The sequence below is a fragment of the Pyrodictium brockii genome (assembly GCF_055379715.1).
This window is the reverse complement of sequence record NZ_AP042401.1, coordinates 1,229,354-1,251,764: the sequence shown is the minus strand read 5'-3', so window position 1 is coordinate 1,251,764 and position 22,411 is coordinate 1,229,354. Positions and strand designations below refer to the sequence as shown.

25 protein-coding genes are annotated in these 22,411 nt (G+C 64.5%); 6 read left to right on the top strand and 19 right to left on the bottom strand.

The features are described from left to right. Positions 1 to 227 precede the first annotated feature (227 nt). Positions 228 to 392, top strand: a complete 165-nt coding sequence (locus ACZ42Y_RS06770) for a hypothetical protein (protein ID WP_168371265.1) — start codon at positions 228 to 230, stop codon at positions 390 to 392. On the opposite strand, the gene ACZ42Y_RS06765 is transcribed toward ACZ42Y_RS06770, so the two are convergent. Then, a complete protein-coding gene (locus ACZ42Y_RS06765; protein WP_464735337.1) occupies positions 389 to 1,987 on the bottom strand; it encodes a DUF4346 domain-containing protein in 1,599 nt (532 codons plus the stop codon). The genes ACZ42Y_RS06770 and ACZ42Y_RS06765 overlap by 4 nt on opposite strands. Before the next feature lie 187 nt (positions 1,988 to 2,174). Next, a complete protein-coding gene (locus ACZ42Y_RS06760) occupies positions 2,175 to 3,203 on the bottom strand; it encodes an IS200/IS605 family accessory protein TnpB-related protein (protein ID WP_464735336.1) in 1,029 nt (342 codons plus the stop codon). Between the two features lie 62 nt (positions 3,204 to 3,265). On the opposite strand from ACZ42Y_RS06760, the gene ACZ42Y_RS06755 reads away from it, so the two are divergent. Next, positions 3,266 to 4,087, top strand: a complete 822-nt coding sequence (locus ACZ42Y_RS06755) for a hypothetical protein (RefSeq protein WP_464735335.1) — start codon at positions 3,266 to 3,268, stop codon at positions 4,085 to 4,087. Beyond that, the gene (locus tag ACZ42Y_RS06750; RefSeq protein WP_464735334.1) at positions 4,080 to 4,598 is read left to right on the top strand and encodes a hypothetical protein; all 519 of its coding nucleotides are present in this window, start codon (positions 4,080 to 4,082) and stop codon (positions 4,596 to 4,598) included. The genes ACZ42Y_RS06755 and ACZ42Y_RS06750 overlap by 8 nt, the downstream gene beginning before the upstream one ends. Here ACZ42Y_RS06750 and ACZ42Y_RS06745 read toward each other — a convergent pair. Then, positions 4,595 to 5,581 (bottom strand): ATP-binding protein, encoded by a 987-nt coding sequence (locus tag ACZ42Y_RS06745; RefSeq protein ID WP_464735333.1) that lies wholly within the window; start codon positions 5,579 to 5,581, stop codon positions 4,595 to 4,597. The genes ACZ42Y_RS06750 and ACZ42Y_RS06745 overlap by 4 nt on opposite strands. Positions 5,582 to 5,713: 132 nt before the next feature. On the opposite strand from ACZ42Y_RS06745, the gene ACZ42Y_RS06740 reads away from it, so the two are divergent. Further along, positions 5,714 to 6,094 (top strand): hypothetical protein, encoded by a 381-nt coding sequence (locus tag ACZ42Y_RS06740; protein ID WP_464735332.1) that lies wholly within the window; start codon positions 5,714 to 5,716, stop codon positions 6,092 to 6,094. A gap of 31 nt (positions 6,095 to 6,125) precedes the next feature. On the opposite strand, the gene ACZ42Y_RS06735 is transcribed toward ACZ42Y_RS06740, so the two are convergent. Together ACZ42Y_RS06735 and ACZ42Y_RS06730 are read right to left on the bottom strand one after the other, a co-directional pair. Beyond that, a complete protein-coding gene (locus ACZ42Y_RS06735) occupies positions 6,126 to 6,449 on the bottom strand; it encodes a hypothetical protein (protein WP_464735331.1) in 324 nt (107 codons plus the stop codon). 207 nt (positions 6,450 to 6,656) lie between these two features. After that, positions 6,657 to 7,289 carry an IS607 family transposase gene (locus ACZ42Y_RS06730; RefSeq protein WP_464735330.1) on the bottom strand — a complete coding sequence of 211 codons (633 nt, stop codon included), beginning with the start codon at positions 7,287 to 7,289 and terminating at the stop codon, positions 6,657 to 6,659. Between the two features lie 218 nt (positions 7,290 to 7,507). Between ACZ42Y_RS06730 and ACZ42Y_RS06725 the strand changes: the two genes are divergently transcribed. Together ACZ42Y_RS06725 and ACZ42Y_RS06720 are read left to right on the top strand one after the other, a co-directional pair. Beyond that, entirely contained in the window at positions 7,508 to 8,158 is a 651-nt protein-coding gene (locus ACZ42Y_RS06725; protein WP_058370707.1) for an acyl-CoA dehydrogenase family protein, read from the top strand. A 118-nt stretch (positions 8,159 to 8,276) separates the two neighbouring features. Next, positions 8,277 to 9,152 (top strand): phosphatase PAP2 family protein, encoded by an 876-nt coding sequence (locus ACZ42Y_RS06720; RefSeq protein WP_058370708.1) that lies wholly within the window; start codon positions 8,277 to 8,279, stop codon positions 9,150 to 9,152. Here ACZ42Y_RS06720 and ACZ42Y_RS06715 read toward each other — a convergent pair. The 14 genes from ACZ42Y_RS06715 to ACZ42Y_RS06650 all read right to left on the bottom strand — a co-directional run bounded on the left by ACZ42Y_RS06715 (position 9,111) and on the right by ACZ42Y_RS06650 (position 22,379). Then, positions 9,111 to 10,505 (bottom strand): FAD-dependent oxidoreductase, encoded by a 1,395-nt coding sequence (locus ACZ42Y_RS06715; protein WP_201783086.1) that lies wholly within the window; start codon positions 10,503 to 10,505, stop codon positions 9,111 to 9,113. The two genes, ACZ42Y_RS06720 and ACZ42Y_RS06715, sit on opposite strands and share 42 nt — an antisense overlap. A gap of 44 nt (positions 10,506 to 10,549) precedes the next feature. After that, complete coding sequence (locus tag ACZ42Y_RS06710; protein ID WP_464735329.1) at positions 10,550 to 11,128, bottom strand: hypothetical protein; 579 nt, start codon at positions 11,126 to 11,128, stop codon at positions 10,550 to 10,552. After that, complete coding sequence (locus ACZ42Y_RS06705; RefSeq protein WP_201783087.1) at positions 11,125 to 11,280, bottom strand: hypothetical protein; 156 nt, start codon at positions 11,278 to 11,280, stop codon at positions 11,125 to 11,127. The genes ACZ42Y_RS06710 and ACZ42Y_RS06705 overlap by 4 nt, the downstream gene beginning before the upstream one ends. 3 nt (positions 11,281 to 11,283) lie before the next feature. Then, the gene (locus tag ACZ42Y_RS06700; protein WP_464735328.1) at positions 11,284 to 12,216 is read right to left on the bottom strand and encodes a formate dehydrogenase accessory protein FdhE; all 933 of its coding nucleotides are present in this window, start codon (positions 12,214 to 12,216) and stop codon (positions 11,284 to 11,286) included. 129 nt (positions 12,217 to 12,345) lie between these two features. Continuing rightward, positions 12,346 to 13,167 carry a formate dehydrogenase accessory sulfurtransferase FdhD gene (locus ACZ42Y_RS06695; protein ID WP_464735327.1) on the bottom strand — a complete coding sequence of 274 codons (822 nt, stop codon included), beginning with the start codon at positions 13,165 to 13,167 and terminating at the stop codon, positions 12,346 to 12,348. An 88-nt stretch (positions 13,168 to 13,255) separates the two neighbouring features. Next, positions 13,256 to 13,993, bottom strand: a complete 738-nt coding sequence (locus ACZ42Y_RS06690) for a cytochrome b/b6 domain-containing protein (RefSeq protein ID WP_464735326.1) — start codon at positions 13,991 to 13,993, stop codon at positions 13,256 to 13,258. Positions 13,994 to 14,047: 54 nt separating this feature from the next. Beyond that, positions 14,048 to 14,851: a 4Fe-4S dicluster domain-containing protein gene (locus tag ACZ42Y_RS06685; protein WP_070807822.1), complete on the bottom strand. Its 804-nt coding sequence runs from the start codon at positions 14,849 to 14,851 to the stop codon at positions 14,048 to 14,050. A gap of 32 nt (positions 14,852 to 14,883) precedes the next feature. Further along, positions 14,884 to 18,678 (bottom strand): molybdopterin-dependent oxidoreductase, encoded by a 3,795-nt coding sequence (locus tag ACZ42Y_RS06680; RefSeq protein WP_464735325.1) that lies wholly within the window; start codon positions 18,676 to 18,678, stop codon positions 14,884 to 14,886. A 228-nt stretch (positions 18,679 to 18,906) separates the two neighbouring features. Further along, entirely contained in the window at positions 18,907 to 19,692 is a 786-nt protein-coding gene (mobA, locus tag ACZ42Y_RS06675) for a molybdenum cofactor guanylyltransferase (protein WP_464735324.1), read from the bottom strand. Continuing rightward, positions 19,689 to 20,096 (bottom strand): DUF120 domain-containing protein, encoded by a 408-nt coding sequence (locus tag ACZ42Y_RS06670; RefSeq protein ID WP_058370716.1) that lies wholly within the window; start codon positions 20,094 to 20,096, stop codon positions 19,689 to 19,691. The genes mobA and ACZ42Y_RS06670 overlap by 4 nt, the downstream gene beginning before the upstream one ends. Positions 20,097 to 20,129: 33 nt before the next feature. Then, positions 20,130 to 20,513, bottom strand: a complete 384-nt coding sequence (locus ACZ42Y_RS06665) for a hypothetical protein (RefSeq protein ID WP_168371269.1) — start codon at positions 20,511 to 20,513, stop codon at positions 20,130 to 20,132. Next, positions 20,483 to 20,776: a hypothetical protein gene (locus ACZ42Y_RS06660; protein ID WP_168371270.1), complete on the bottom strand. Its 294-nt coding sequence runs from the start codon at positions 20,774 to 20,776 to the stop codon at positions 20,483 to 20,485. The genes ACZ42Y_RS06665 and ACZ42Y_RS06660 overlap by 31 nt, the downstream gene beginning before the upstream one ends. Before the next feature lie 152 nt (positions 20,777 to 20,928). Beyond that, entirely contained in the window at positions 20,929 to 22,185 is a 1,257-nt protein-coding gene (locus ACZ42Y_RS06655; RefSeq protein WP_464735323.1) for a DprA-like winged helix domain-containing protein, read from the bottom strand. 35 nt (positions 22,186 to 22,220) lie between these two features. Continuing rightward, positions 22,221 to 22,379: a hypothetical protein gene (locus ACZ42Y_RS06650; protein WP_464735322.1), complete on the bottom strand. Its 159-nt coding sequence runs from the start codon at positions 22,377 to 22,379 to the stop codon at positions 22,221 to 22,223. Positions 22,380 to 22,411 lie beyond the last annotated feature (32 nt).

Genomic DNA, 22,411 nt, shown 5'->3' with positions numbered 1-22,411 from the left:
TGGGGCCCGGTTCCCTGGCCTAAGGAGCCTCCTCAGCCTCTCCACGAGATTCTCCACGTCCCTGACGCCATCTCTCACCATCTCCGCGGGGAGCCAGTTCTCGTAGAAGTCCTTCTCCGCTCGAAGGGGGCTCGGCCCCGCGCGCCCCTTTGGGTCCCGTGCCTACTGCAGGACTGTTCGCCCTTATACCCCCGCCGGGGCGATGGCGCCTGGACGGGGTGGCGGGTGTGAGCCGGAAGCTGCGCATGATAAGGAGGCTTGAGAGGCACCTACGCAAACACCCGAATGACCGGGTGGCTCGAGAGATACTGGAGGCGCTCCGGGAGGGCCGCTACGAGTGGAGGGGCCGCAGCCTCGTAGTCAAGCCCGCGGGGGAGCAGCAGTCCTCCTAGCCTCTATTTTCCGGCTTCACCACCCTCCTCTCCCTGGCGCTGTACCTCTTGCACCGGGTCCAGGGGGGCTCTATGAGGGGCTCGTCCTGGGCGTAGCTCCTCCTCATCAGCGCCGCCAGCTCGGCCTTGCAGAGCTCGTAGCCCAGGTAGGCGTAGTGGCTGGGCTCGCTCGCGAGGCGTAGGAAGGCCGCCGCCTTGTAGACCTGCTCCGCGCTCACCCCACCCAGCTCCAGCACGCCCTTTCTCCCTATGTAGACGTCCCTGATCACGCCGTCCTCCACCGATATGAGGTGGCTGCCGGCCCTGTCCACCCGGAAGCCCTGCCACCCGGCTATGCTCGCCGCGTCCAGCCTCTTCCTCCTCCTCCTGGGCAGCCTCGGGGGCCGGCCGCGCGGCTTCTTCTCCTTAGCGTAGAGGAGGTCCACCCCGAGGTCCTTGGGCCACCTCCTCTTGAGCAACGCCACCCCCGCCATGGTGGCGGCGATGGATGCCTCTGCCACAGCCATCCTGGACTTCCAGCTCTCCTCGGTCACCAGCAGCACCGAGGCGCCTGCCTCAGCGTAGAGCATTGCCAGTACCGCTATCTGGCCATGGGTGTCCGCGTCGACAAGCTCGTAGACGTTGGCTATCCCCGCCATGAGAGGGGTGCCGGGCAGCCTCCTCGAGGCCTCCAGGTAGGCGGCCACGCTGGAGGCGAAGCCCATGCCTGGCGGGTCCACCAGCGGGTCCGCTATAGGCTCCAGGCCCGCCCCCCGGGCCTTCTCGACGAGGCGTGCGAGCAGCTCAGCCCTCTCCGCCGGGTCCCGCGGCGGGGCCCCCTCCCGGAGGGGGATAACAACGGCCCTGCTCCCCCGCGGCAGCTTCTCCAGGAGGGGGTCGCCCCAGCCGATGCTGAGGGTTAGGCAGCTCAGCCCCCTCGCCGCGGCCTCCGCCGCCAGCCCCTTATCCGGGGTGTCGAGCGCCACAGGCCCAACCCTATCGGCTATGGCGCGTAGCACCTCGAGGGCCTCTCCGCGGTCCCAGTCGCTGCCGAAGCCGGCCACGAGTATGTCGGCTCCGCGGCCCAGCAGCTCCCACGCCTTCTCGGCGGCCTCCTCGCCGCCCGTGTGGGGCTGGATGTAGAGCTCGGCCGCCACCACTAGGGGAGGCGGCCGGACCGGGACCCTGACCCCGCAGGCCTCCAGCCCCGGGGCGGAGAGGTGGCGCCTCCTCAGCTCCTCGAGCCACTTGTCCAGGAGGAGTGAGGGCTCCAGCTCGCCCCGCTCAGCGAGCTTCTCGAGGCCCTCCTCGCCCAGCTCCGCGAGGAGCAGGAGTGCCTCCGGCTCCCTGGGCCCCTTAACCACCGGGGCCCCGGCCTCTCTCCCCAGCCCCTCCAGGCTGTACTCCAGCGTGCCCGGCACAATGACCAGGTCGTACCGGCCCCTCAGCCTCCTCAGCGTGGCGGCGAGGACGTCCCTGGGGATCAGGGCGGCAACCTCGGCCGGCGCCTCTACGACCTCTATTCTCCAGCCGGTCCTCCTCCTCAGCTCCCCCACGATATCCTCCAGGTAGCTCCTGGCCCTCCTACCCGTCACCACCGCTATTCTAGGCGCCACGTCCAGGCCCCTCTCTGCCGGTGCACAGCTCGGGGGAGGGGGCACCTTGAAAACCCCCGGGACAACACACGGTCTTCGGTGAACCTATTTGCCCACGATGGAACATGTTCTGGGCCTGGCGGGCGACTGCGGCAGCCTGGCAGTGCTGGCCAGGAGGGTCATGAGGGAGGGCGTGGACCGTTTCTCCCTAGATGCTCATTCCCATTATTTTATATGGGTTTATGTCTGCATCTAGGGAGTTCCACCTCGTCCACAGCCCTTTCCCTAGGGTTAGGGCTGTGAACTCATGGGTGGCTGTCGAGCCCAACGGCACGGGGCTCCCATCCAAGATCTTATACCCTGAGAGGCTTGGAGCACTGCCCCCATCGCCTCTCAGGGTTTTCAAGTAGAGGTTCCATATAGAGGCTATATCACGATGCCATAGTTCTCCTCCCATACTGCATCTACCAATCCTAGAACCGTTCCTGTATATTATTTTTGCATGGTGTATTGGGCATGTGGTTGATGTTCCTTTTGGTGGTTGATAAGTTATAGGTGAGCCGTGCTCTCTAGCTTTCTCAGCAATAGCTTTCTGGACGCCTCTAAGCGATGCCTGATATATTCTGTGTCTTAACTGTTTATCTCCTATCCTCTTAACCATATTATTAGCTACTCGTTTACCGAGCTTCTCTAATACAATACCATACCCTCTCTCATAAGCTACACGAACGATAAGGTTTGCTATCTTCCACCTAACATCATTCTTTTTACTCCTTTCTCTAAGCTTCCTTATGATCTTCCTTTTAATCCTAGACCTAACACCGTATTTCTTGTCGTATTTTTCCTGAATTCTTTTTCTACGGTAATAGTATCCTAGAACAGTCTTGCTAATATTTGTCTCAAATATATATGCTACACCGTCAACTAGTATTGATACATTGTTCTCATTAACATCAACAGATATATAACCCCTAGGCTCATAGTTTTCAACATCCTTTACAAACGTAAAATATATTTTAATCCTCCTATTCCTTTTATCAAGCTTTATTTTTGCTTCACCCGCCAATCTCCAACCGCGATTAACATATCTCCAATACTGTTTATGAGGCTCATAATCAATCGTGACCCATCCCTTATGTGTAGCTATTCTGAGAGCTGTGTAGCCATTAGGTTTCCATAGGTGGTCGTCTAACCATATACTAATCTTCCTAATCGTTGGGTATTCTCTCCTAGCCAATCCCTTCTCTCTAAGCTTCAGGAAGCTCTTAGCTCTTGTAGTTGCATCCTGGCATGCTGTATATGCATAGTGACTTGGCAGTTGTGGATACATATTTCTCAGTTCATAGTATTGTAGTCGCCATAGCGCCGACGGGCAACTATCTCGACTGGGGCTCGTGCACCCTGAGGAGGATTTTAGCGGAGGCCGGCGGGAGGGTCTCTGTCAGGCTCCTGTGGGGCCCCCGGGCGACCCCGGAGAACGCCAGGTCGGCCGTGCTGGACTTCGACCCGGCCCTTGTGGTCGGGGTGGGCCACGGGCTTCGCTGCATCTACACGGTGTACTCCCGCCGCCCCTTCCTCGTGGAGAGGGACCCCGGGCTGCCCCGGTACTGCAGCCGCGACCTGAACCTCGACCTCGCCCGCGGGAGGATTTGGCACCTGAACTCCTGCCGCGTGGGCTCCATGCTCGGCAGGGACATGGTGGAGAGGCACGGGGCCGTGGCTTTCGCCGGGAGCAGGGACCCCTTCTGGTTCTACATAGGCGACCCGCCGTGCTCCACGGATGCCTCTATGGCCGTGTTCAGGGCTGAGTACGAGTTCACCAGGCAGCTGCTACTCGGGAGGAGCGTGGGGGAGGCCCACGAGGCCAGGCTGAGGGCCTACGACTACTGGATAGACTACTTCACCACGGGCCCCGGCAGGGGCCACAGGCACGCCCCACTCATAGTCAGGCTGCTCACGATTGACAGGAACATAGCGGTGGCCTACGGGGACATGGGGGCCAGGGCCGCTGCCCCCGGCCCGGTGCCCTCCATCGAGAACCTCTGGAGCATGGGGGTCCTTATGCTCGGGGGCATATCGTTAATTAGCTCCGGGGGCGGCGAGCATAGGGTGGGTGGCTAGCGTGCCCGCCAGGCTGGACGTGTTCAGGGTGCCTTCGAGAGCAGTGGCCGGGCTCTGGTTCAGGGCGAGGCTAGCCGGGACGGCCGTCCAGGCCTGGAACCACCCTAACCTGGCAGTCGGCATATGGTACAGGGATGGCCCGGCGGACTCCATCGAGGTGAAGTGGAGTGACACAGCCCACAACATCCCCAAGGGCAATGTCTTCATCTGGTACAAGAGCGCCGGCACCCTGGACGTCGAGTTCCAGCTGAATCTCCCCGAGCCCGGCGAGTACACCCTGGCGGGCCTGGCCGGCTACTTCGACGTGGGCCGGGGAGTGATCTACTACAGCGACATAAAACACGCCATCGTTGAGGCCTACAGCCTCCTGGTGCTGGCCTCGCCGTTCGTGGGGGCCGCGGTGGGGGCCGCTGTGGGCTACGCGGTCGGGAAGGGCCGGGGAGCCCTGGCAGGTGCCCTCCTCGGGGCCCCGGCGGCTGCTGGCCTGGCCTACCTGGCCGGGGGGCGCTAGGGCTGGGTGGGGCCCTGGCTGCGGGTCATCAGGGAGACCAGGTAGTCCACGTCCTCCTTGGTCCAGGCCATCCTGGCCACTCTTATCGCGTCCCTCGGGTCCCTTGTGATTGGGGCTAGCTTCTCCGCTATGTACTTGGCTAGCTCGGGGTCTATGCCCTCCCTCTTCACAAGTATCCCGGGCACCACTATCTTGTACTCCTCCTCCGTGAGGGGCCTGAAGCGTATCCTGAGGAACCTTGAGAGTATGGGCTCTGGGATGGGCTTCTCGTTGTTCGTGGCTGCCAGGACCCACACCAGCCTCTTCTCCCTGACGTACATCCTGTGCTTGGCCACCACCACCTCGCCGGTCACCATGAGCCTGTAGAGCGCGGCCATGTCCTGCCTGTTCATCTTGTCGAGCTCGTCTATCGTCAGCACGCAGGGGGTGTCCGGGGGCATCTGCAGCAGGACCTCAACCAGGCCGGTGCTGGTTGTGAGCCCCTTACCGCCCTCCACGTGGGCCACGCACTCGCCGGTCCTCTCAAGGTACTCCCTCACCCCGTCGAGGAACACGGTCTTGCCTATCCCCGGGGGGCCTACTAGGAGGACGTGCACGGGGGCCCTGGCTCTCAGGGCCATCACTATCGCCCTTTTCACGGTCTCGTAGCCGACTATCCCGTCGAACATGTCCATGGTTACGTTGAACGCTGGCCCCCTTCTCCGGGGCCTGGGGAGCACGTCAAGCCTCTCCATGGCCTTGTAGACGGCTTCAGGGTCCTTCACCCTGTAGGAGTACTTGCTGGCCCTGGTGAGTATCCCCTTCTCCACTAGCCCCCTCAGCTTGGCTGGGGGCACCGAGACGTCCAGCGCGGTGAACTCGCAGGGCTTCAGGTTGCACTTGTCCCTGACGTACTCCATCACCTTCCTCAGGGCTGGCATGAGCGCGGGCTTGGAGGCCCTCAGCTCGTCTATTATCTCAACGTAGATGTCCTCCTTCCCCACCGGGGCCACCCCTGCGCGCGCCCTCCCCGCGGGCCCCTATACCCGTTGACACCTATGCCTATTTATGCACGCCCATCATGCCTCTCTAGTGCAAATTCTTATACACCGGCTCGGTACACTCTGTAGAGGCCGGTGAGGAGCGTGCGGGTAGAGGGAACCGCCAGGCTCTGGAAATCGAGGGACTCCGTGAAGATAAATATACCCAAGGACCTATTCCTGCTACTAACCGGGCTCAGCAAGAAGGACGCCAAGGGGCACGGCCTCAAGGGGTACATAGCCGTAACGAGGGAGGGGTGCGTGAAGATAGCCATATCCAGGGCGCCGCCCGAGTGGGCCCAGTACACCGTCTCGCTAGACAGGATGGGGCTCCTCTACCTGCCACGCATGATAGCCAAGTCCATGGGGTTCACGCCCGGAGTGTACAGGATAGTGGTAGAGGTCTCAGAGGATGATAGATACGCCATCCTATGCCCCCGAAGCCAAGATAGGTGTAGGTGTGAAGCATGCTCGTAGCCGGGAAAAACGGCCCTGCCCAGGGGGCTCCCTAGCCCCGCCCACCCCCGAGCACGCTCTTTATTGACTCTATAGCCTTCGCTATCACATCCTTGAGGCGCGGCGCATACGTGTCGATGGACACCCAGTTGCTTAACGTGTTTATGTACGCATCCAGGATCGGGATCGCCGCGCAGCCCCCCACAGCAAGCTCAACCCTGACCGTAACAAAGTTCAGCCCCCTCTGCACCCTCACGATAGCAGTGCCGCCCTCTGTGTTGAAAGCGTCGACAAGCTCCGGGCCCCCTATGTCAGTCCTCTCCTCAACCCTCTTCGCAACCTCCTCGATCGCGTCAACCAGCCAACGCGGCTCCACACTAGAGGTCTGGGCCTCATTTTGAGCCTCCGACACCACGCTCACTCTGCGATTTAAGCTTTGTAAAGCTCTTAATATTGTTTCTAACAGCATACATAGTTAGTTGTTCAACCATGTTACGATACATACCCTCAACTTCAACCAGCACCCTAAACAACCTCCTAGGAATCCTTATACTTTTCACAATAATTGTTCTAGAAACCCTGATCACTTCTTTTCAACCTCTTCTATTAGTTTTTTGAAGCCTTCGACAAGTCTTTTTCTCTTATGGCTTCTCAGCCCGTAGAGTTTGCCTGCAAAGCTTGTTACGATTGCTACTAGGTCTTCCACCAGTTCTTGATAAGCATCTCTGGGTTCTTCTCCGAAAACAACCTCTATCCTAACACCATATTGTTTGAAGAAATATTCTAGGTATTCGTATCCGAATCTCGTTAATCTATCCTTATAAGTTATCACAACAACATCTACTTGTTTATTCACGATATAGTTGAATAGTTTAGTTAATCCCCTACGCCCAGTATTTAAACCGCTGGCAATATCGCTTAATACATCAACAACCCTGTAGCCCTTAGCCATGCAGTATTGTGTGAGATATTGTATCTGCCTCTCAAGATCACTTCTCTGATCACTAGAGCTTACACGAGCATATATTACTGCCCTAGCCTCTTTCTCCATAACCCCTGATAGTATCCTCCTAACCTCACTCTCAGGTATACGATATTTACCGCCAATAGTCCTTACAGCCCTAATCCTACCCTCCCTAATCCATCGCCGAAGAGTAGTATAACTAACACCAAGAACCCTGCAAGCCTCTCTAGGACGAAGCAAACGCTCAGACATACAGCATCAATAAACATTTAAACATCAACCAATATAAACTTTTCCAACAACAATCAAAAACTATACTGCCCCTGCACCGGTATGAGCCTCGTAGGCCGCTGCGTCGCTAGGCGCATCCTCCATAGGCTAGGCGTGGAGGCTCCGGAGGGGCTGCTATCCCCCACCCTAACCGAGCCCAGGGGGGCTCCGACCCAGCCAGGGTCGAGACCAGGGCCGAGGTGCTGGAAGGGGGGAGGGCCAGGCTGACGGGGGAGAAGGTGTTCGCCACCAATGCTCTCCACGCCTCCGCTATACTAGTCCTGGCCCGGAGCGGGGACGGCTACGCTCTAGCCCTTGCCGAGCCCGGCTCCAGGGGCCTCGCAGCGGAGCCCCTCGACATCGAGGCCTACCGGTGCAGCGGGATAGCGAGGCTCCGGCTCGAGGGCGTGGAGGCGAGGCTTGTCGCCGGCCCCGGCCGCGAGCCCTACCTTGCCGTCCTCCGCTCGCTCGCCGAGAGCAGGGTCCTCGTAGCAGCGCTCGCAGTCTCCCTGGGCAGGAGGGCGCTCGAGAAGGCCCTATCGTGGGCGCTGGAGCGGGGCGTATACAGGTTCCAGGCCGTGAGCCACCGGATTGCCCGCAGCCACGCCCTCCTAGAGGCGGCGGGGGCGCTTGTGGAGAAGGCTGCGGAGGCCCTGGAGAGGGAGGGGGAGCCGGACTGGGCCCTAACCAGCGCAGCCAAGTACGTAGCTGTCGAGGCGGGGCTCGAGGCCGCGGACACGCTCGCCAGGACTATGGGCGGCCACGCGGTGAGGAGCGGGAGCGGGGCCCCGAGCTGCTCCTCCACCTCTACGGCCTCGAGCCGGCCGAGGGCACAGGGAATATACAGCTAGAGATTATAGCGAGGAGCCTCGCCCGCCGCCCCAGGGCGGTGAGGGGTTGAGCGGAGACAGGATGGCCAGTAGAGATTATAGCGAGGAGCCTCGCCCGCCGCCCCAGGGCGGTGAGGGGTTGAGCGGAGACAGGATGGCCAGGCTCGGCTGGCTCCTGCTGACGGCCGGCGGCCTCGCCTCGCTCCTAGCCTGCCTGGCCCGCCTTGTCGGCGTGTGCCGCCTCGTCTCCCTGGCCGGAGGCGAGGCAGCCTACATGCTCCTCGGGGTGCTGGTCTACGCGCTGGTGGACGGCCTTCTAGGGGTTGAGATAGTCTCCGGCCTCGCCCTCGCAGCCAGCGCCGCGGTGTTCCTGAAGGTCTACTTGAACCTGCCCAGGCCGCCCATGAGCCTCTGGCTCGCAGAGGCCCACGGCCCCGGGTTCCCCAGCGGCCACGCCACCACAGCCTCCGCCTTCTGGACCCTGGTAGCCCTCCATGCGGGCAGCCCGGTGGCAGCGCTGGCGGGCGCCCTCTACGCCGGAGCGGTGTCGCTGTCCAGGCTCGTGCTCCACGTCCACTACCCCAGAGACGTGGCCGGCGGCCTCGTCCTCGGCCTCGCCTCCGCCCTCGCCGCCCACGCCGCGGCCAGGAGGCTCGGCCGGCTCCGCGCGGCGGCCCTGCTGGGTCTCGCTTCCCTCCCCATGGCAGCCCTGGCGCTCTCTAGGAGCCCGGGCTACGCCTCCGCGGCGAGGCTGGCCGGGATAGATGCGGGGCTCGCCGCCGCGGCCTTGCTCCTGGGGCGCGCCCGGTGGGCCCCCGGGGCCCTGTCCTCGGGAAGCCGCCGCCTCCGCCTCCTCTCCCTACTGGCCTCGCTCGCGGCCATGGCGGTGGCTGCCGTGCTCGACGGCCTGGGCCTGGCCGCGAGGGTGGCCGGTTTCGCCCTCTTCGCCGGCCTTGTAGCGGCCTCCCGGCCTCTAGCCGCCCTTGTCCTCCGGCTTCGGGGGCGCGGCTCCTAGCTGCCGGAAGAGCAGCCTCGCGGCCACGGTCAGCGGGTCCCAGACCGGGTTGAGGCCGGGCCAGTAGCCTACATCTACGCCGAAGAGGTCCCAGACTGTGGCGCCCTTGTAGAGGAGGGAGGCGACCACATTCACCCTCCAGAAGCCGCTGGGGTCGCCGGAGACCGCCTGGGCGCCCAGCAGCCTCCCGGTATCGGCGTCGGCCACGACCTTGAGCACTATCTCCTCGCCGCCCATGTAGTGGGCCCTAGTCCTGGCCTTCAGCCTCGCGGCCACCGGGTTGAAGCCGTGGCGTCTGGCCTCCTCCTCGCCGAGCCCGGTGGCCGCCACGTAGAACCCGAAGGCCCCCACAGCGCTGGTCCGGACCACGCCGGGGAACCGGGCGTCCCCACCGGCTATGTTCGTGCCGGCCACGTACCCCATTTTGTTCGCGGCGGGGGCGAAGGGCCACCAGACCCTCCCGCCGGTCACCAGGTCCCTGGTCTCAGCGACGTCGCCGACAGCGTACACGTTGTCAACGCTGGTCCTCATCCTCTCGTCCGTCCACACGGCCCCCGTCTCGCCCAGCCTTATGCCAGCCTTCTCAGCGATATCCGCCGCGGGCTCGATGCCGCCGGCCACTATGAAGAGGTCTCCGCCGACCCTCTCCCCGTTGTCGAGCACAGCCGATACAGCCAGGTCCCCGGAGCCCTCCAGGCCCTCCACCCTCCTCCCGAGGACGAGCTCGACCCCCGCCGCCCGGGCCCTCTCCTCCACAAGCCCCTTCATATCCTCGTCCAGCATCCTGTTCAGCAGCCAGCCACGCCGGTGGATGATCGTAACCCTCCTCCCGAGCCCGGCGAGGTTCTCGGCTGCCTCGACGCCCGTATAGCCGCCGCCTATGACCACGATCCTCCTCACATCGTCCCGGACAGCGGCCGCCCTTACCCTGTCGGCGTCGCCGAGGCTATGGAGGGTGTAGACGTTACGGTACCGGAGCCACTCGCCCAGCACGCGGGGCCGGGCACCGGTGGCTAGGACGAGGTAGTCGTACTCGTACCAGCCCTCCTCCCCGGTCGAGAGGCTGCGGTACCGCAGCCTCCCCTCCCCCGGCTCCAGCTCCGTCACAAGCGTCCTCAGCATCACCCTTATCCCGCGGCGCCTGGTGAACTCCTCGGGCGGGTAGTAGAGGAGATCGTCAAGCCTGCGGACCCTGCAGCCGATGTAGTAGGGGGTGCCGCAGAGCGCGAAGCTGACCCAGCTCCCCTTCTCGAAAACCACCACCTCGGCCCGGTCGCCCAGCATCCTCTTAGCCCTGCTAGCCGCGGCCATCCCCGCGGCTCCGCCGCCCACCACGGCGACTCGGACAGCCACGGCGGCCTTCCCAGGAGCCTCCAGGGCCCGGGGGCCGGCCAGCCTTATAGCGAGCGCCCCTCCCCGTAGCCGCAGAAGCCGCAGCGGCCCTCCACGAGGGGCCTCCCGCAGACCGGGCAGGCCCCGCCCCTGGCCTCCGGCAGCGCCTCCCGCTCCTCGAGCAGCAGCCTCACCGCCCTGGCGGCGCCGGCGGCCAGTGTGGCGGCGAGGACGCGGACAAGCCACGCCGGCGCCCCCGCCTCCTCCGCGACGTGGTCTACGAACCCCGTATCGCCGAGGAGGTAGCTGCGGGCCAGGTCGTAGACCGGGAGCCTACCGGCGGCGAGGGCGCTGCGGAGAGGCCTGGCCTCCTCGTAGAACCCGCTCGACTCCAGCCTCGCTATGGTCTCGGCCGCGAAGTCCGCGTACTGGGCCGGGCTGAGCGGCGGGGGCCCGCCGCGGACCGCGACCGGGAGGCCGCCGGCCCGGGCCAGCATGGCGTAGACCTCCACCGCCTTCCCGGGCGCCGTCCTCCGGGCGGCGAGCGCCATCCTGCCCGCCAGCTCCTCGAGCACAGTCAGCAGCTCCCTGCCGCCCCGCGGCGCCGCCTCCACCGCCTCCCGGAGGCCCGGGAGCCGGGTCAACTCCTCTCCTCCTCCAGCACCCGGTCCTCGGTCTTCCTCTTCCTCTTCTTGCCCATGCCCCTGCACTTGGAGAGCCTCCCCAGCTCCAGCTCCTCGGCTGCATAGAAGTCCTCCGGCATCTCCTCGTAGAAACCGCCCTCCTCCTCGCTCATGCCTCACCGCCTCTCCTCCAGCGCTGCTCCCTCGGCTATCTCGTCCAGGGCGAAGCTGTAGACGTTGTATAGCTCCCTCGGGGGCAGCCCCGCCTTGACAGCCTTCTCGTCCTCCTCGTCGACCACCTTCCAGTAGCCGCCGCAGCGCCTGCACCGGTAGAGCCGGAGCCAGGGCTTGTCGGGGAGCGGGCGGTAGAACACCACGTCTCCGGGCCTCTCGGCGCCGCAGTAGGGGCAGCGGGCCCTGGGGAACACCCACTCCATGCCGCAGGCCTGGCAGATCAGGTACTGGCGGCGGCCCTCACCCCTCATGTAGCCGACGCGGGTGGCGGAGCCGCAGACCGGGCAGACGCCCTGCTGCCAGTACTCCCTGGCCCAGTCGAGCGCGGGCCCGGCGGCCAGGCGGAGGGCGCTGAGGAGGGGCTGGAGGAGCCAGAGGGCGAGGGCGCGCACCCGGTCCCGGTCGGCTGAGACCGCGCCCGCCCAGGCGTGTATGCTATCCTCCCTCCCCTGGAGCAGCTCCTCGACCAGCTGGGATAGGCTGAGCACAGCCTTCTCCACGGGGTCCCGCAGCGAGGCGGCGGCGCCCTCCAGGCTGAACCCGGCCCCGGCCACGGCGTCCATTATAGCCAGCATGGAGTCGCGGAGGAACGCCTCGTCCATCAGCGGGCGGGGGAGCCCGCCGAGCAGGGCTACGAGAGGCTTACGCTCCACGGCTATCCTCCGCGCCGCGGCCTGGACCTCCTCCACGAGGCCCGCTTCCCGGAGGCGGCGGAGCGCCTCCTCCTCTACCCGTGCCTGGGCCTCGTAGAGGGCCTCGAGGATGCGGTAGGTACGGCTATTCTCCGGCTCCTCCTGGGCCAGCCGGTCGAGCCACGCCCTTATCTCGGGAAGCCTATCCTTCAGGAGCCTAAGACCATGCTCCGACTCTACCATCACGCACAGCCTCTAGCTAGTGATACGCGGGATGCTCCAGCGGGCGGAGCACCAAGCGGCTAAGAAGACACTGGGCAGTGAATAAAGCAAGCGGGAACAACGGGGACACCCCATGCGAGCCCCTCGGGGCTAGCAGAGGGGCGATAGGGGGCTAGCCTCCACCGCATAGGGCTCCAGCCCCAGGCGGCCTAGGGGCATAACGAGTGGCGCCCCCTGGATCCTCTCCGGGGCCGTGTAGACTGCCAGGCCCCGGCCATCCGGCCTGCGGAGCACGAGCGTGACGCCATGCTTCCTCGCGGCCGCGAGCCCGCTGAGCAGGGGGTGGTGGTTGGCCACGATGACCCGGACCCCCGCCCTCGCGAGAGCCTTGACCGCGTCCCCCGACACCCTGCCGGTCGAGACGGCCACCAGGGCTAGCCCCCTGAGCCTCCCGGCCGCGGCGAGCCTGGACAGCATCCCCGCCGCCTTCAACATGGCGCTGTGCCTGCTGACATCGCTTACGAGCAGCAGCCTCTCCGCGGAGCCCGAGCCGCGCTCCACCCCGTAGACGGCGACCGAGTGGAGCGCGTAGGGGCACCGGTGCTTCGGCACCATATGCACCAGGTCGCGGTAGGCCTCCTCCACCAGGCTCCACTCGACCCTGCGGTCCTCGGGCAGCCCGGCGGCAGCCGCCCTAGCGAGCCGGGCCCTCACGAGGAAGCTCATATCCCCGGTGCCCGTGACGGATAGGAGCTCTACGTGGTCTCCCAGCTCCGCCAGCTCCTCGCGCAGCGCTAGCCCCGCCACGGCGTCGGCGAGGTAGTTTGGGCTAGTGTATATCGAGCCTAGCCTCCTCCCGTCCAGCTCAACCACGTACTCGTAGTCGGCTGCCACGCGCAGCCCCGAGACCATGGTGGTGGCCAGGCTGCACTCACGGGCAGCGTCCACGGCCCTGGCTACACGCTCCTCCATGCCTATTTGCCCTCCATGGCAGGGTTAAGGCGTGCATAACCGCTGGTACGGGGAAAAAGGAGTGTGGGTGTGGGCTGGTTGGGCGCCTCTAGGCCTCCTCGGCCTCTTTGGCGGCCTTCTCGTAGTATAGCGGGTGGTGGTGCTTCACGAAGTCCTCGGGGGCGGTGCCGGTGCGGAACATAGCCCTCACCATGGGCCTGTGCTCCGGTATCCCTATGGCGAGGTATATGTGCACTATGAGCCCTGCTATGCCGAGCCATGCTGTCCACACGTGTATTGTGTGCGCCAGCGCCACTGTCTCCGGGCTGAAGCTGCTGCGGAACCACATTACCATGCCCGTGGCGAAGAGTATTGTGAAGCCTATGAACACGCTCCATATCCACAGCTTCTGGCCTAGATTATACTTGCCGAACCTGACGCTCCTCCTCCCGAGGTAGTAGACTGCCAGGTTCCTCACTGCCTCGCCCAGCCCGCCCTCAGGCCAGATCTGCCACTTCCTTATCCTCGGCAGCTCGCCGAGAAGCCATACCAAGCCTATAGCCGCCATGCCTACTCCTGCCAGCCTGTGGATTACCCTGGCCACCTGCACCCCTAGGCTGTAGGCGCTGTAGCCCTGCTCAAACGGGGAGTAGCCGAGCGCCTTAGCCAGGTAGGAGGCCGGTGTGCCGAGCGCGTAGGCTAGCCAGCCGAAGAAGCTGTCCAGCGGGCTCGGCAGCTTGGCGGCCGATATTATTAGCCCCGTGAGTATCAGCGCCGCCGCGAAGTGTACCACATGCTTATGCGTCCATATCTCCAGCTCGCTGAAGAGCCTAATCTCGCGCGCCACCTGGAGCCACCTCCCAGGGCGTGGGTGGGTCATGGGAGAAAGGGGTGAGCCTGGCTACCCGCCCTTGGAGCCGCTGCGCTTCTCCATCCTCTTGGCCCGCCAGTAGACGGCGTGCGCCACCGCGCCTAGCGCGGCCAGCGCCGCCAGCCCGACGCCGACCTCGCGGCCTAGCTGCACGCCTGGCAGGCGGCCTCTCGGGTCGGCGGGGAGCCCCAATACCTCGTACCACTTCTTGCCCTGCTTGGCGCCGAGGCTCCTATACTTCCTGGTCACGTAGAGGTAGTGGGTGTGCCCCACGTAGTCGTTCACGTGGTCGCCGTAGACCTCGTAGCCTGCTGCACGGTACTTCTCCACAAGCTCCCTCCACGGCCCGAACTCGAGCGCGTCGGTAGGGCAGGCCTCGACGCAGGCGGGCTGGAGCCCGTTCTGTATACGGTCTATGCAGAGCGTGCACTTGTACACCTTGTTCGTCTTAGGGTCGTAGCGCGGCACATTGTAGGGGCAGGCCTCGATGCAGTAGCGGCAGCCGATGCACCTGTCGGAGCGTATCACCACGGCGCCCTCGGGGTGGACCTCGATGGCGTTGACCGGGCACGCCTTGGCGCAGGGCGCCTCGCTGCAGTGGAGGCACTGGTGCTTCTTGAACAGCCAGAAGGGCTCCCCGTCCTCGACGCCCTCCAGGAACTGCATTATCATCCAGGTGTTCGGGGTGAGGTCCGGCGGGTTGGTGTAGCCCTGGGGGTTGAAGCTGGTCTCCTCGGCTTTGAGCCCGTTCCACACCTTGCATGCTACCTGGCATGCCCTGCAGCCTATGCAGGTGTCCAGGTTGACTACTATCCCATACTCCGTCACGGGCATCTCACCTCCCGGTCCGTTGGGCGGAAGAAGGGTTAGAGTATGGGCTGCACGCTGGGCTTCGACTGGTAGGTGTATTTCTCGGGGCTCGCCTTCCTCACCCATGCCAGGAACGCCTTGGTCTCCTGCATGGTTGTCACTATGTCGAGCAGCAGTATCGATATAGTGTTGGCTACGTCGAAGCTGTTGTGGGCGCCGCTCCAGCCCCAGTGCCACGGCACGTTTACCACGTAGACCTCCCTGCCCGCTATCCTCAGCTTCGGCATACGGTTGGTCACCAGGGCTCTCACGTATATCCTGTTGCGGTTGTTGCCCAGCTCGACAATATCGCCGCTCTTTATCCCGAGCTTCTCAGCCAGCTCGACCGGTATCTCCGCGAAGGGCTCCGGCACCATCTCGGCGAGATAGGGGACGTTCCTGGACATTATGCCGGTGTGCCAGTGCTCCTCCAGCCTATTCTCGGTAACCACTACCACCTCGGACCCGCTGGGAGCGTACTTCTTCAGCTCCTCGTAGCTAGCCGTAATCGCCTTGTAGAGCTCTGGCATCTGCTCCGGCGGCTCTATGTAGAAGAGGTTCTCTATCCTCCTCCACGCCAGCGCCGGGTACTCCGTCGCCAGCTCCAGGCTCGGGCTCTCGCCGGGCTCGAAGTGGAACGGGTAGTCGATGCTGTACGCCCAGACCTTGCCGTCGGGCCCTAGGGTGGCGTACCACTCGCCGTACCGGGATATTAGCTCCTTCACGCACTTCTTGTAGTTGTCGGGGCTGCCGTCGACGCAGGACTTGAACTCGTTGATGAACTTGTCGTGCACCCGGCGCCACTCCTTCCAGTCCTTGTATACTATGGTCTTGCCGTTGACGGTCTTGGATCCCTTGAAGTAGGGCTTGTAGAAGTTCGCCTTGCCGTAGTCGAGCACCAGCTCGGGGTCGTAGTAGAAGCTCTCGCACATCGGGCACTTGATTCCAAGCTCCTCCACGGTCTTTACCTCGTAGCCGCCGCCGGGCTTCCAGAACACTATCCTGCCCACGGTCTTGCCGTAGCGTATCATAGCCTCCGGGTCGGCTGCGCCGGTGAATATGTCGGCCGTGGTCTTCTGGCTGCAGCGCTCGTTGAGGCATGTCCAGGCCCGCTTGTAGAACTTTCCTATCAGGAAGTTGTGGCCGGGTATGAACGCTGGTCTCATCTCACCAGTCTTGGCGTCTACTATGTCGCCGGCCTCGCCCAGTATCTCGACCGTCTTGCCGTCCAGCTCGGGGCCTACAGCCCACCTGCCCGCCTCGAAGGTGAACCTGTCTTTGCGGCCGAAGGTCTTCTCTAGCGTGTAGAGGTTGTAGAGTATCCTCACGTTTCTGGGCCAGCTCCATCCCCAGTCCTTGTAGAGCCTCAGCGGCGCCTTGGCTCCAGGGTGTGTGAGGGTGCCGCTGTCCAGCAGCCCGTCGGGCTGGCCGGGCGACCGCGGTGCCGAGACCCTCCTCGCGGCCAGCACCCTATTGTGGGCCCAGTCGTACTGGCCATAGTAGAGGTCGACGGCCGCGTCTATCTCCTTGTAGACGAGTACTGGGTCTACCTCCTGGTAGTCGCTCCACGGGTACCTGTCGCTGCTGTAGTTCATGTAGGGGGCTATCCTCCGCCTGTACAGCTCCACAAGAGTATCGGCCTCGGGATGCTTCACCAGCACGCGCTCCACGTGCTTGCCGTACTCCTCGCTGGGCAGCTTCGCCAGCCCAGCCCTCCTCATGTGCTCCCAGAGCTTGTACATTATCCACAGGTCCGGCTTGGCGTCGCCGGGCGGCGAGACCACGCGGTGCTGCCACTGTATCCAGCGGTTGCTGTTGGTTATGCTGCCCTCCTTCTCGTACTGGAAGGCTGCGGGGAGGAAGACGTCGGCGAACCAGGCTGTCTCCGTGAGGAAGATGTCCGAGACGACTAGGAACTTGAGCGCGGAGAGCGCTGCCATAGTCATCTTGGAGTCTGCGTCGCTTATCGCTATGTTCTCGCCGAACAGCCACATAGCCTCAATCTTGCCGCCCAGCTTCCTAGTCCTCGGGTCATCGGGCAATAGTACGCCCATCCACCAGTTGTTCTCGGTGTAGCCCTTGTTGAAGGGCAGGTCGCTGATAACCACGCTGTCCTCGTCCCAGGGCCTGTCCTCGGGGTCGGTGCCGACGAAGATCCCCATGGACAGCTCGTAGCGGCGCCAGTTCATGAACCACCATGACCAGAGCAGCGCCGTGCTGTTGACCGTGAGCCTGCAGTTGTCGCCCTTCTCGTCGCAGCCGCTGCACTTCAGCCCCAGGGCCTTGCAGGTCTTCATGCTGGGGCGCCAGTTGAAGGCGTCGGGGAAGCCCTTGAGCTTCCACTCCTGGTAGGCGCGTACCTGCTTACTGTTGGTTGGTATCTTCACGTAGCCTGGGAATATGTGGCTCAGTATGCAGAGGTCGGTGGTGCCCTGCACGTTGCTGTGGCCGCGGTAGGGGTTGAGGCCGCCGCCGGGGAAGCCCAGGTTGCCGAGGACCAGCTGGACCAGCGCGGCCATTCGGGTGTTCTGGGTCCCCACGTGGTGCTGGGTGAGCCCCATAGCCCACTCTATGGAGGCGAACCTCTTGAAGTTTGTTGTTACACCGCTGTTCTCGACAAAGAGCTTCGCTATCTGTCTAAGCTTCTCGACCGGTATACCGGTTATCCTCGAGACCTCCTCGGCGGTGAACCTCTTTGCTATATCCTTTATCTCCGAGATCTCCTCCAGGTCTATGTTGAACCTCTTGGCGTACTCCCTGAACGTGGGGAGCTGGTCTACGGGCGGGTTGCGCTCGTAGAACGCGTAGTGGAGAAGGTAGTACATCACGGGTATGTCGGTCCCGGGCCTGTGGAAGGCGAACACCTGGGCCTTGGAGGCTGTGCGGCCGTACTTCGGGTCTACCACAACCAGGGTGAGGGTGCCGCGCTTAATACCCTTCATCACGTGCCTCATGGAGACCGGGTGGGCCTCGGCGGGGTTGCCGCCTAGGATGAGGTAGACACTGATGTACTGGGTGTCGGGGAAGCTCTGAGTCTGGGCCCCGAAGCCCACGGTGCCCGCTAGGCCGGCCACGGTGGTGGAGTGGCAGCGGCGCGCATCATGGTCTATATTGTTGCTGCCGAGGAGCATTGAGATCTTCCTTATCAGGTATGCCTCCTCGTTCAGCATCTTAGCCCCGGCCATTATCATGAGCGGGTACTGATTGCCCAGTCGGAAGTAGCAGCCCTTCCTGCTGTCGCACAGCTTCCCGTCGTAGGGGTGGTAAGAGCGCACCGCGCCAGCATTCTCCCCGAGTATCTCCTTCATCCTCCTCGCTATGTAGGCGAACGCCTCCTCCCAGGTCACCGGCTTCCAGACGGGCTTGTACTTCTCCAGCACCCTCCGGAGCTCGTTGGAGTCCCTGGCGGCGAGTATCTCCTCGGGCCGGGGCTTGGGGTTTACACGTATCAGCGGCTTCCTCGCCCGCAGCCCGTTGTAGGCGCCGAAGAGCTGGATGGAGGCCTTGCCCTTGGCGCAGAGCTTGCCCTCGTTAAGCGGGTTATCGGGGTCGCCCTCGAGGTAGACTACCTTGTCGCCCCTCTTGTAGAATATGATGCCGCAGCCCACGCTACAGTAGGTGCAGACACCCCGGACCTCAACGGTCTCCTCGAGGTTCTTGCCCCCTATCTCGCCGAGACGGTAGCGCTTCGGGGCCCTGTAGCCGAGGGCCCTCCTAACGCTACCCGGCAGCGCGGCGAGCGTGGCAACCGTCGCGGCGGTTTTCAGGAAGCTTCGCCTATCCAGGCGGAGGCCATGGCCAGACTGTGCCAAGGCTGGCAGTTCACCCCACGTGGCCCATTGGACATTATTCATCGCTATTGTATAAAATATATTTTCGGCATCAGCGCCTATTTTAGTGGATAACCGGTGTTTAAGGCAGCTATCGTATTAGCATGTAATTTAACCTATAATTCGAATCACACATAGTATACGTTATATACGTGAAATAGGCGGTTATCACGGTGTTTTGGAGGATTCGCGCCGGCCGCCCCCCGAGGGCTATGGGCTGCAGAGCCTCTCCATGTCCCTCGCAGCCTGCCTCTCGAGGTGGCGTATGCCGAGCCTCCTGTACTCCTCCAGCTCCATCCTCAGCCCTGTGCAGAGCCTGCCGCGGGGCGCCGCAGGGTCCAGGCCCGGCTCCAGAATATAGGCCTGCTTGGGGCCCAGGGGGTTCTTGGGCTCCCTGCTGCGGAGGGCCTCCCTCGTGTTTATGTGGGCAAACGCCAGCGGGCTTGAGGCGAGGAGCCCGGAGCCTACGAGAACCAGCCTCTCGGCCGCCCTGGCCGGGTCGCTGGCGCGCAGCTCGCCGCGGAGCCTGCAGAGCCGCCCCAGCACGCCCGGGAGCCTCTCTACCAGGCTCCAGCTCATAGCCGCCGCCAAGGTGTCCAGGTAGCCCCCGGCGTGGAGGGGGAGCGCCGCCTCCGCCCCCGCCTCCTCCATGAACGCCTCCAGGCCCCGGAGCACCCCCGGCTCCAGCCAGGGCATGTCGCCCGGCGCTACCAGGAGCACCTTGCCCCGGAGCCCCCCGAGCCCTGCCAGCGCGGCGGCGGGGCCGCCGCAGCCGAGCCACGGGGGGTCGTAGATGCAGCCGTCGAGCCCCGCGGCCTCGGTGTAGAGGCGGCACCTCTCCCCGCTCCTGGTGGCCGCGTAGACGAGGCTTGCGCCCGCCTCCCGGAGCGCCTCAGCCACCCTGGCTATGGAGACCTCGCCGTCGACGAGGGCTAGGAGCTTGTCGCCCCCGAACCTCCTCCCCTCGCCCCCGGCCAGCACCAGGCCTATCCTCATCCCTTGCGCGCCCCGCACTCCACCTCAACCACTACCCGATCGCCGGGGAGGAGGGGCTCGAGGCGCCTGCAGGCGACCAGCTCCAGCACCCGTGGCCCGTGCCGGCTGAGGAGCGGGCGGATAAGCATAGCCTCCACGCTGCCCTCCCGCGTCCTGACACGGGCCCTCCAGGCATAGACGGCGCCCAGCCTCCTACCCTCCCAGATGGTCTCGGGGATGACGAGGGGCTCGCACTCCCCGGCCAGCTGCCTCCAGTCGACGCCAGCCTCTATGTTCAGGGTGCCGGGGAAGGGCCTGCAGCCGAGGAGCCGCTCGAACCACCCGCTGTAGTAGGGGTGGGAGACGTAGCGGCCGCCCTCGCCGAAGCCCGGGGCCCTCCTGCCCTCCACCAGCCTAGAGCCCATCCAGCTGCCCCGGAGGAGCCCGGGGACGAGAGGCTAAGAAGATAGCCTAGTGCCCCAGGGGCGGCCCCGGCCATAGAAGCCGCCTTGGCTGCCCCGAGCCGCCGGCATACCCCCGGGCCCCCGCCTCCCCGAGGCCGCGTAGAGGGCGAGGCCTGCGAGAAGGCCGGCCAGGGCCAGGGGCTCCAGCCCCCAGAGCCCCTGGTAGGGGTCCTCGAAGCGGAGCACGAGCGTCCCGCTGCCCGACGGGACGCGGACGAGGATCACGTTGGCCTCGGCATCCCTCGCCAGGGGGACCGGCGACCCGTTGAAGTAGGCCCTCCAGTGGGGGTACCAGGCCTGGCTCACCAGGAGCCAGGCAGGCTTATCGGGCTCCACGCTGAACTCTATCAGCCCGTCGCCGACGTGCATGCCCGACACATGAAGCCTGGGCGGCCGGTAGAACGCGTACACCAGCTCCCCCAGGAACTCCTCCTCGGCCCTGCTGTGGCTGTAGAGGCGTGGTAGAACATGTTAAGCGAGACAAAGACGGCCAGCCCCCTGCCCGCCCTCCTCGCCGCCACCACGGGGGTCCCGTTAGCCTCCAGGAGCACGGAGTTCCAGGACCCGCCGCTGTAGACCGTGGCGACCCATGCGTCTCCCTGGTAGCTGTACTCGGCCTCCCAGCCAGCGGCGCCGGGCACCGAGCTCGGCGGGCTAGATATCGCCGGCCCTGGAGGCGGGGGAACCCGGCGCCGAGGTAGCTGTGGGCGAGGAGGAGAGCAAGCAGCACAGCCGTGGAGAGGAACACCATGGTCTATAACACGTCCTCCAGCCTGCCCCGCTGGCACCGCTCCTAGCCCCTGGGGGCCCCCAGGGCCGCCGAGCCCTCCCCGAGGACGTAGTGGTAGCGGTAGAGCAGCCTCGTAGGGTAGACCTCGTACTCGAAGAGGGATTTGCGCAGCTCGAGGAGGCCGTAGCCGGCCAGCCTCCTACAAGCCTTCAGCACCGCGCCGGGCGGTATCGAGAGCCTGGCCGCTATCTCGTGCACCGTTACCCCGGGCTCCCGGGCGGCCAGGCGGGCTATCTCCTCGTAGAGCGGGTCGACGGCCAGTAGCGCCGCCGGCAGGTCCTCGGGGTATACGTAGAGCCGCCCCCGGGCCTCCGGCACCGAGGCCACGGCGCCCCGCAGCTCGAGCAGGGTGAGGCGGCGGCACAGCCTACGCCAGCCCGCCCCCAGCCTGGCCGCCAGCTCCTCAAGGCTCATAGGCCCCGAGTCCCTCAGCAGCTCGACTATCCTCGCATCCATCTCGCGCGGCTTGTAGAGCCTGGCCAGGGGCCTCAGCACCAGCAGTCGGATCCTGCGGGGCGCCAGGCAGGCCAGCGAGGCGGCGAGCAACGCCAGGTAGGCGGGGAATGCCACGAGGGCTGCCGCGGCCAGGGCTCCGGGCAGCCCGCCTCCCGCGTCAGCCGCCACTCTCCCGAAAGGCCTGAGGAGGGCCAGGGCCGCGTTGTGCAGCACAGCCTTCACACGGTGCCTTGCCGGAGGGGGCTCCGGGGTGACGGCCTGCATCTCCTCCACCACTATGCCTGCTAGGAGCCCTGCCATCTCCGCCCCGTTGCCCTGGCTCACCACCGCCTTAACCGGGTTGAACGCGGCAGTGACAACGACTCCGCGGCCGTACCTGTTGGCCAGTATGGCTGGGTGTCCCTCCTGGAAGGCGGCGAGCACACGGGCTCCCTGGGGCTCGAGGTGCATGGCGCCGTAGGTGTCGTTGTAGGCGTATACCCGCCCCCGGTAGACTATGTCGTAGAGGGGCGTGTCGGCGCTACTGGATGCTACACCGGCTACCCTGGCCCCAGCCATGGACTCTAGAAGAGGGTGCCAGTGCTGCACGAAGGTGTTCATGCCTATGAAGAGCAGGTGGCCTCCCCTAACATACTCCGCCAGCGCCTCTATCTCAGCTGGTGTAAGCCGCCCGCCGTAGGTGAAGAGCCTGTTAAGGTCTGGTATGAGCACTGCGTCGTAGCGCCAGAGGAACGCGGGATCGCTGAGCCTTGCGCGCTCCGCGCCGGCGGAGGGGTAGCTCTTGCTCAGGTACAGCACTCTCACATCCACTTGGAGCCCGGCGGCGGCAGCGCTGTCGGCTATGCTGCGGGCCCATAGTATGTCTCGTCAAAATCGCTGGCCACCACTAGCATGGAGCGGGGGCGGCCCGGGCCCCCGGCAGCGGAGGCGGCGGAGACGCTGCAGGCTAGGATAGCGGCTGCCAGCACCACTAGAACCGGGGCAGCGCTCCTAGGCAAATACTACACCCTTCGCCTGAGCCTGGAGAGCC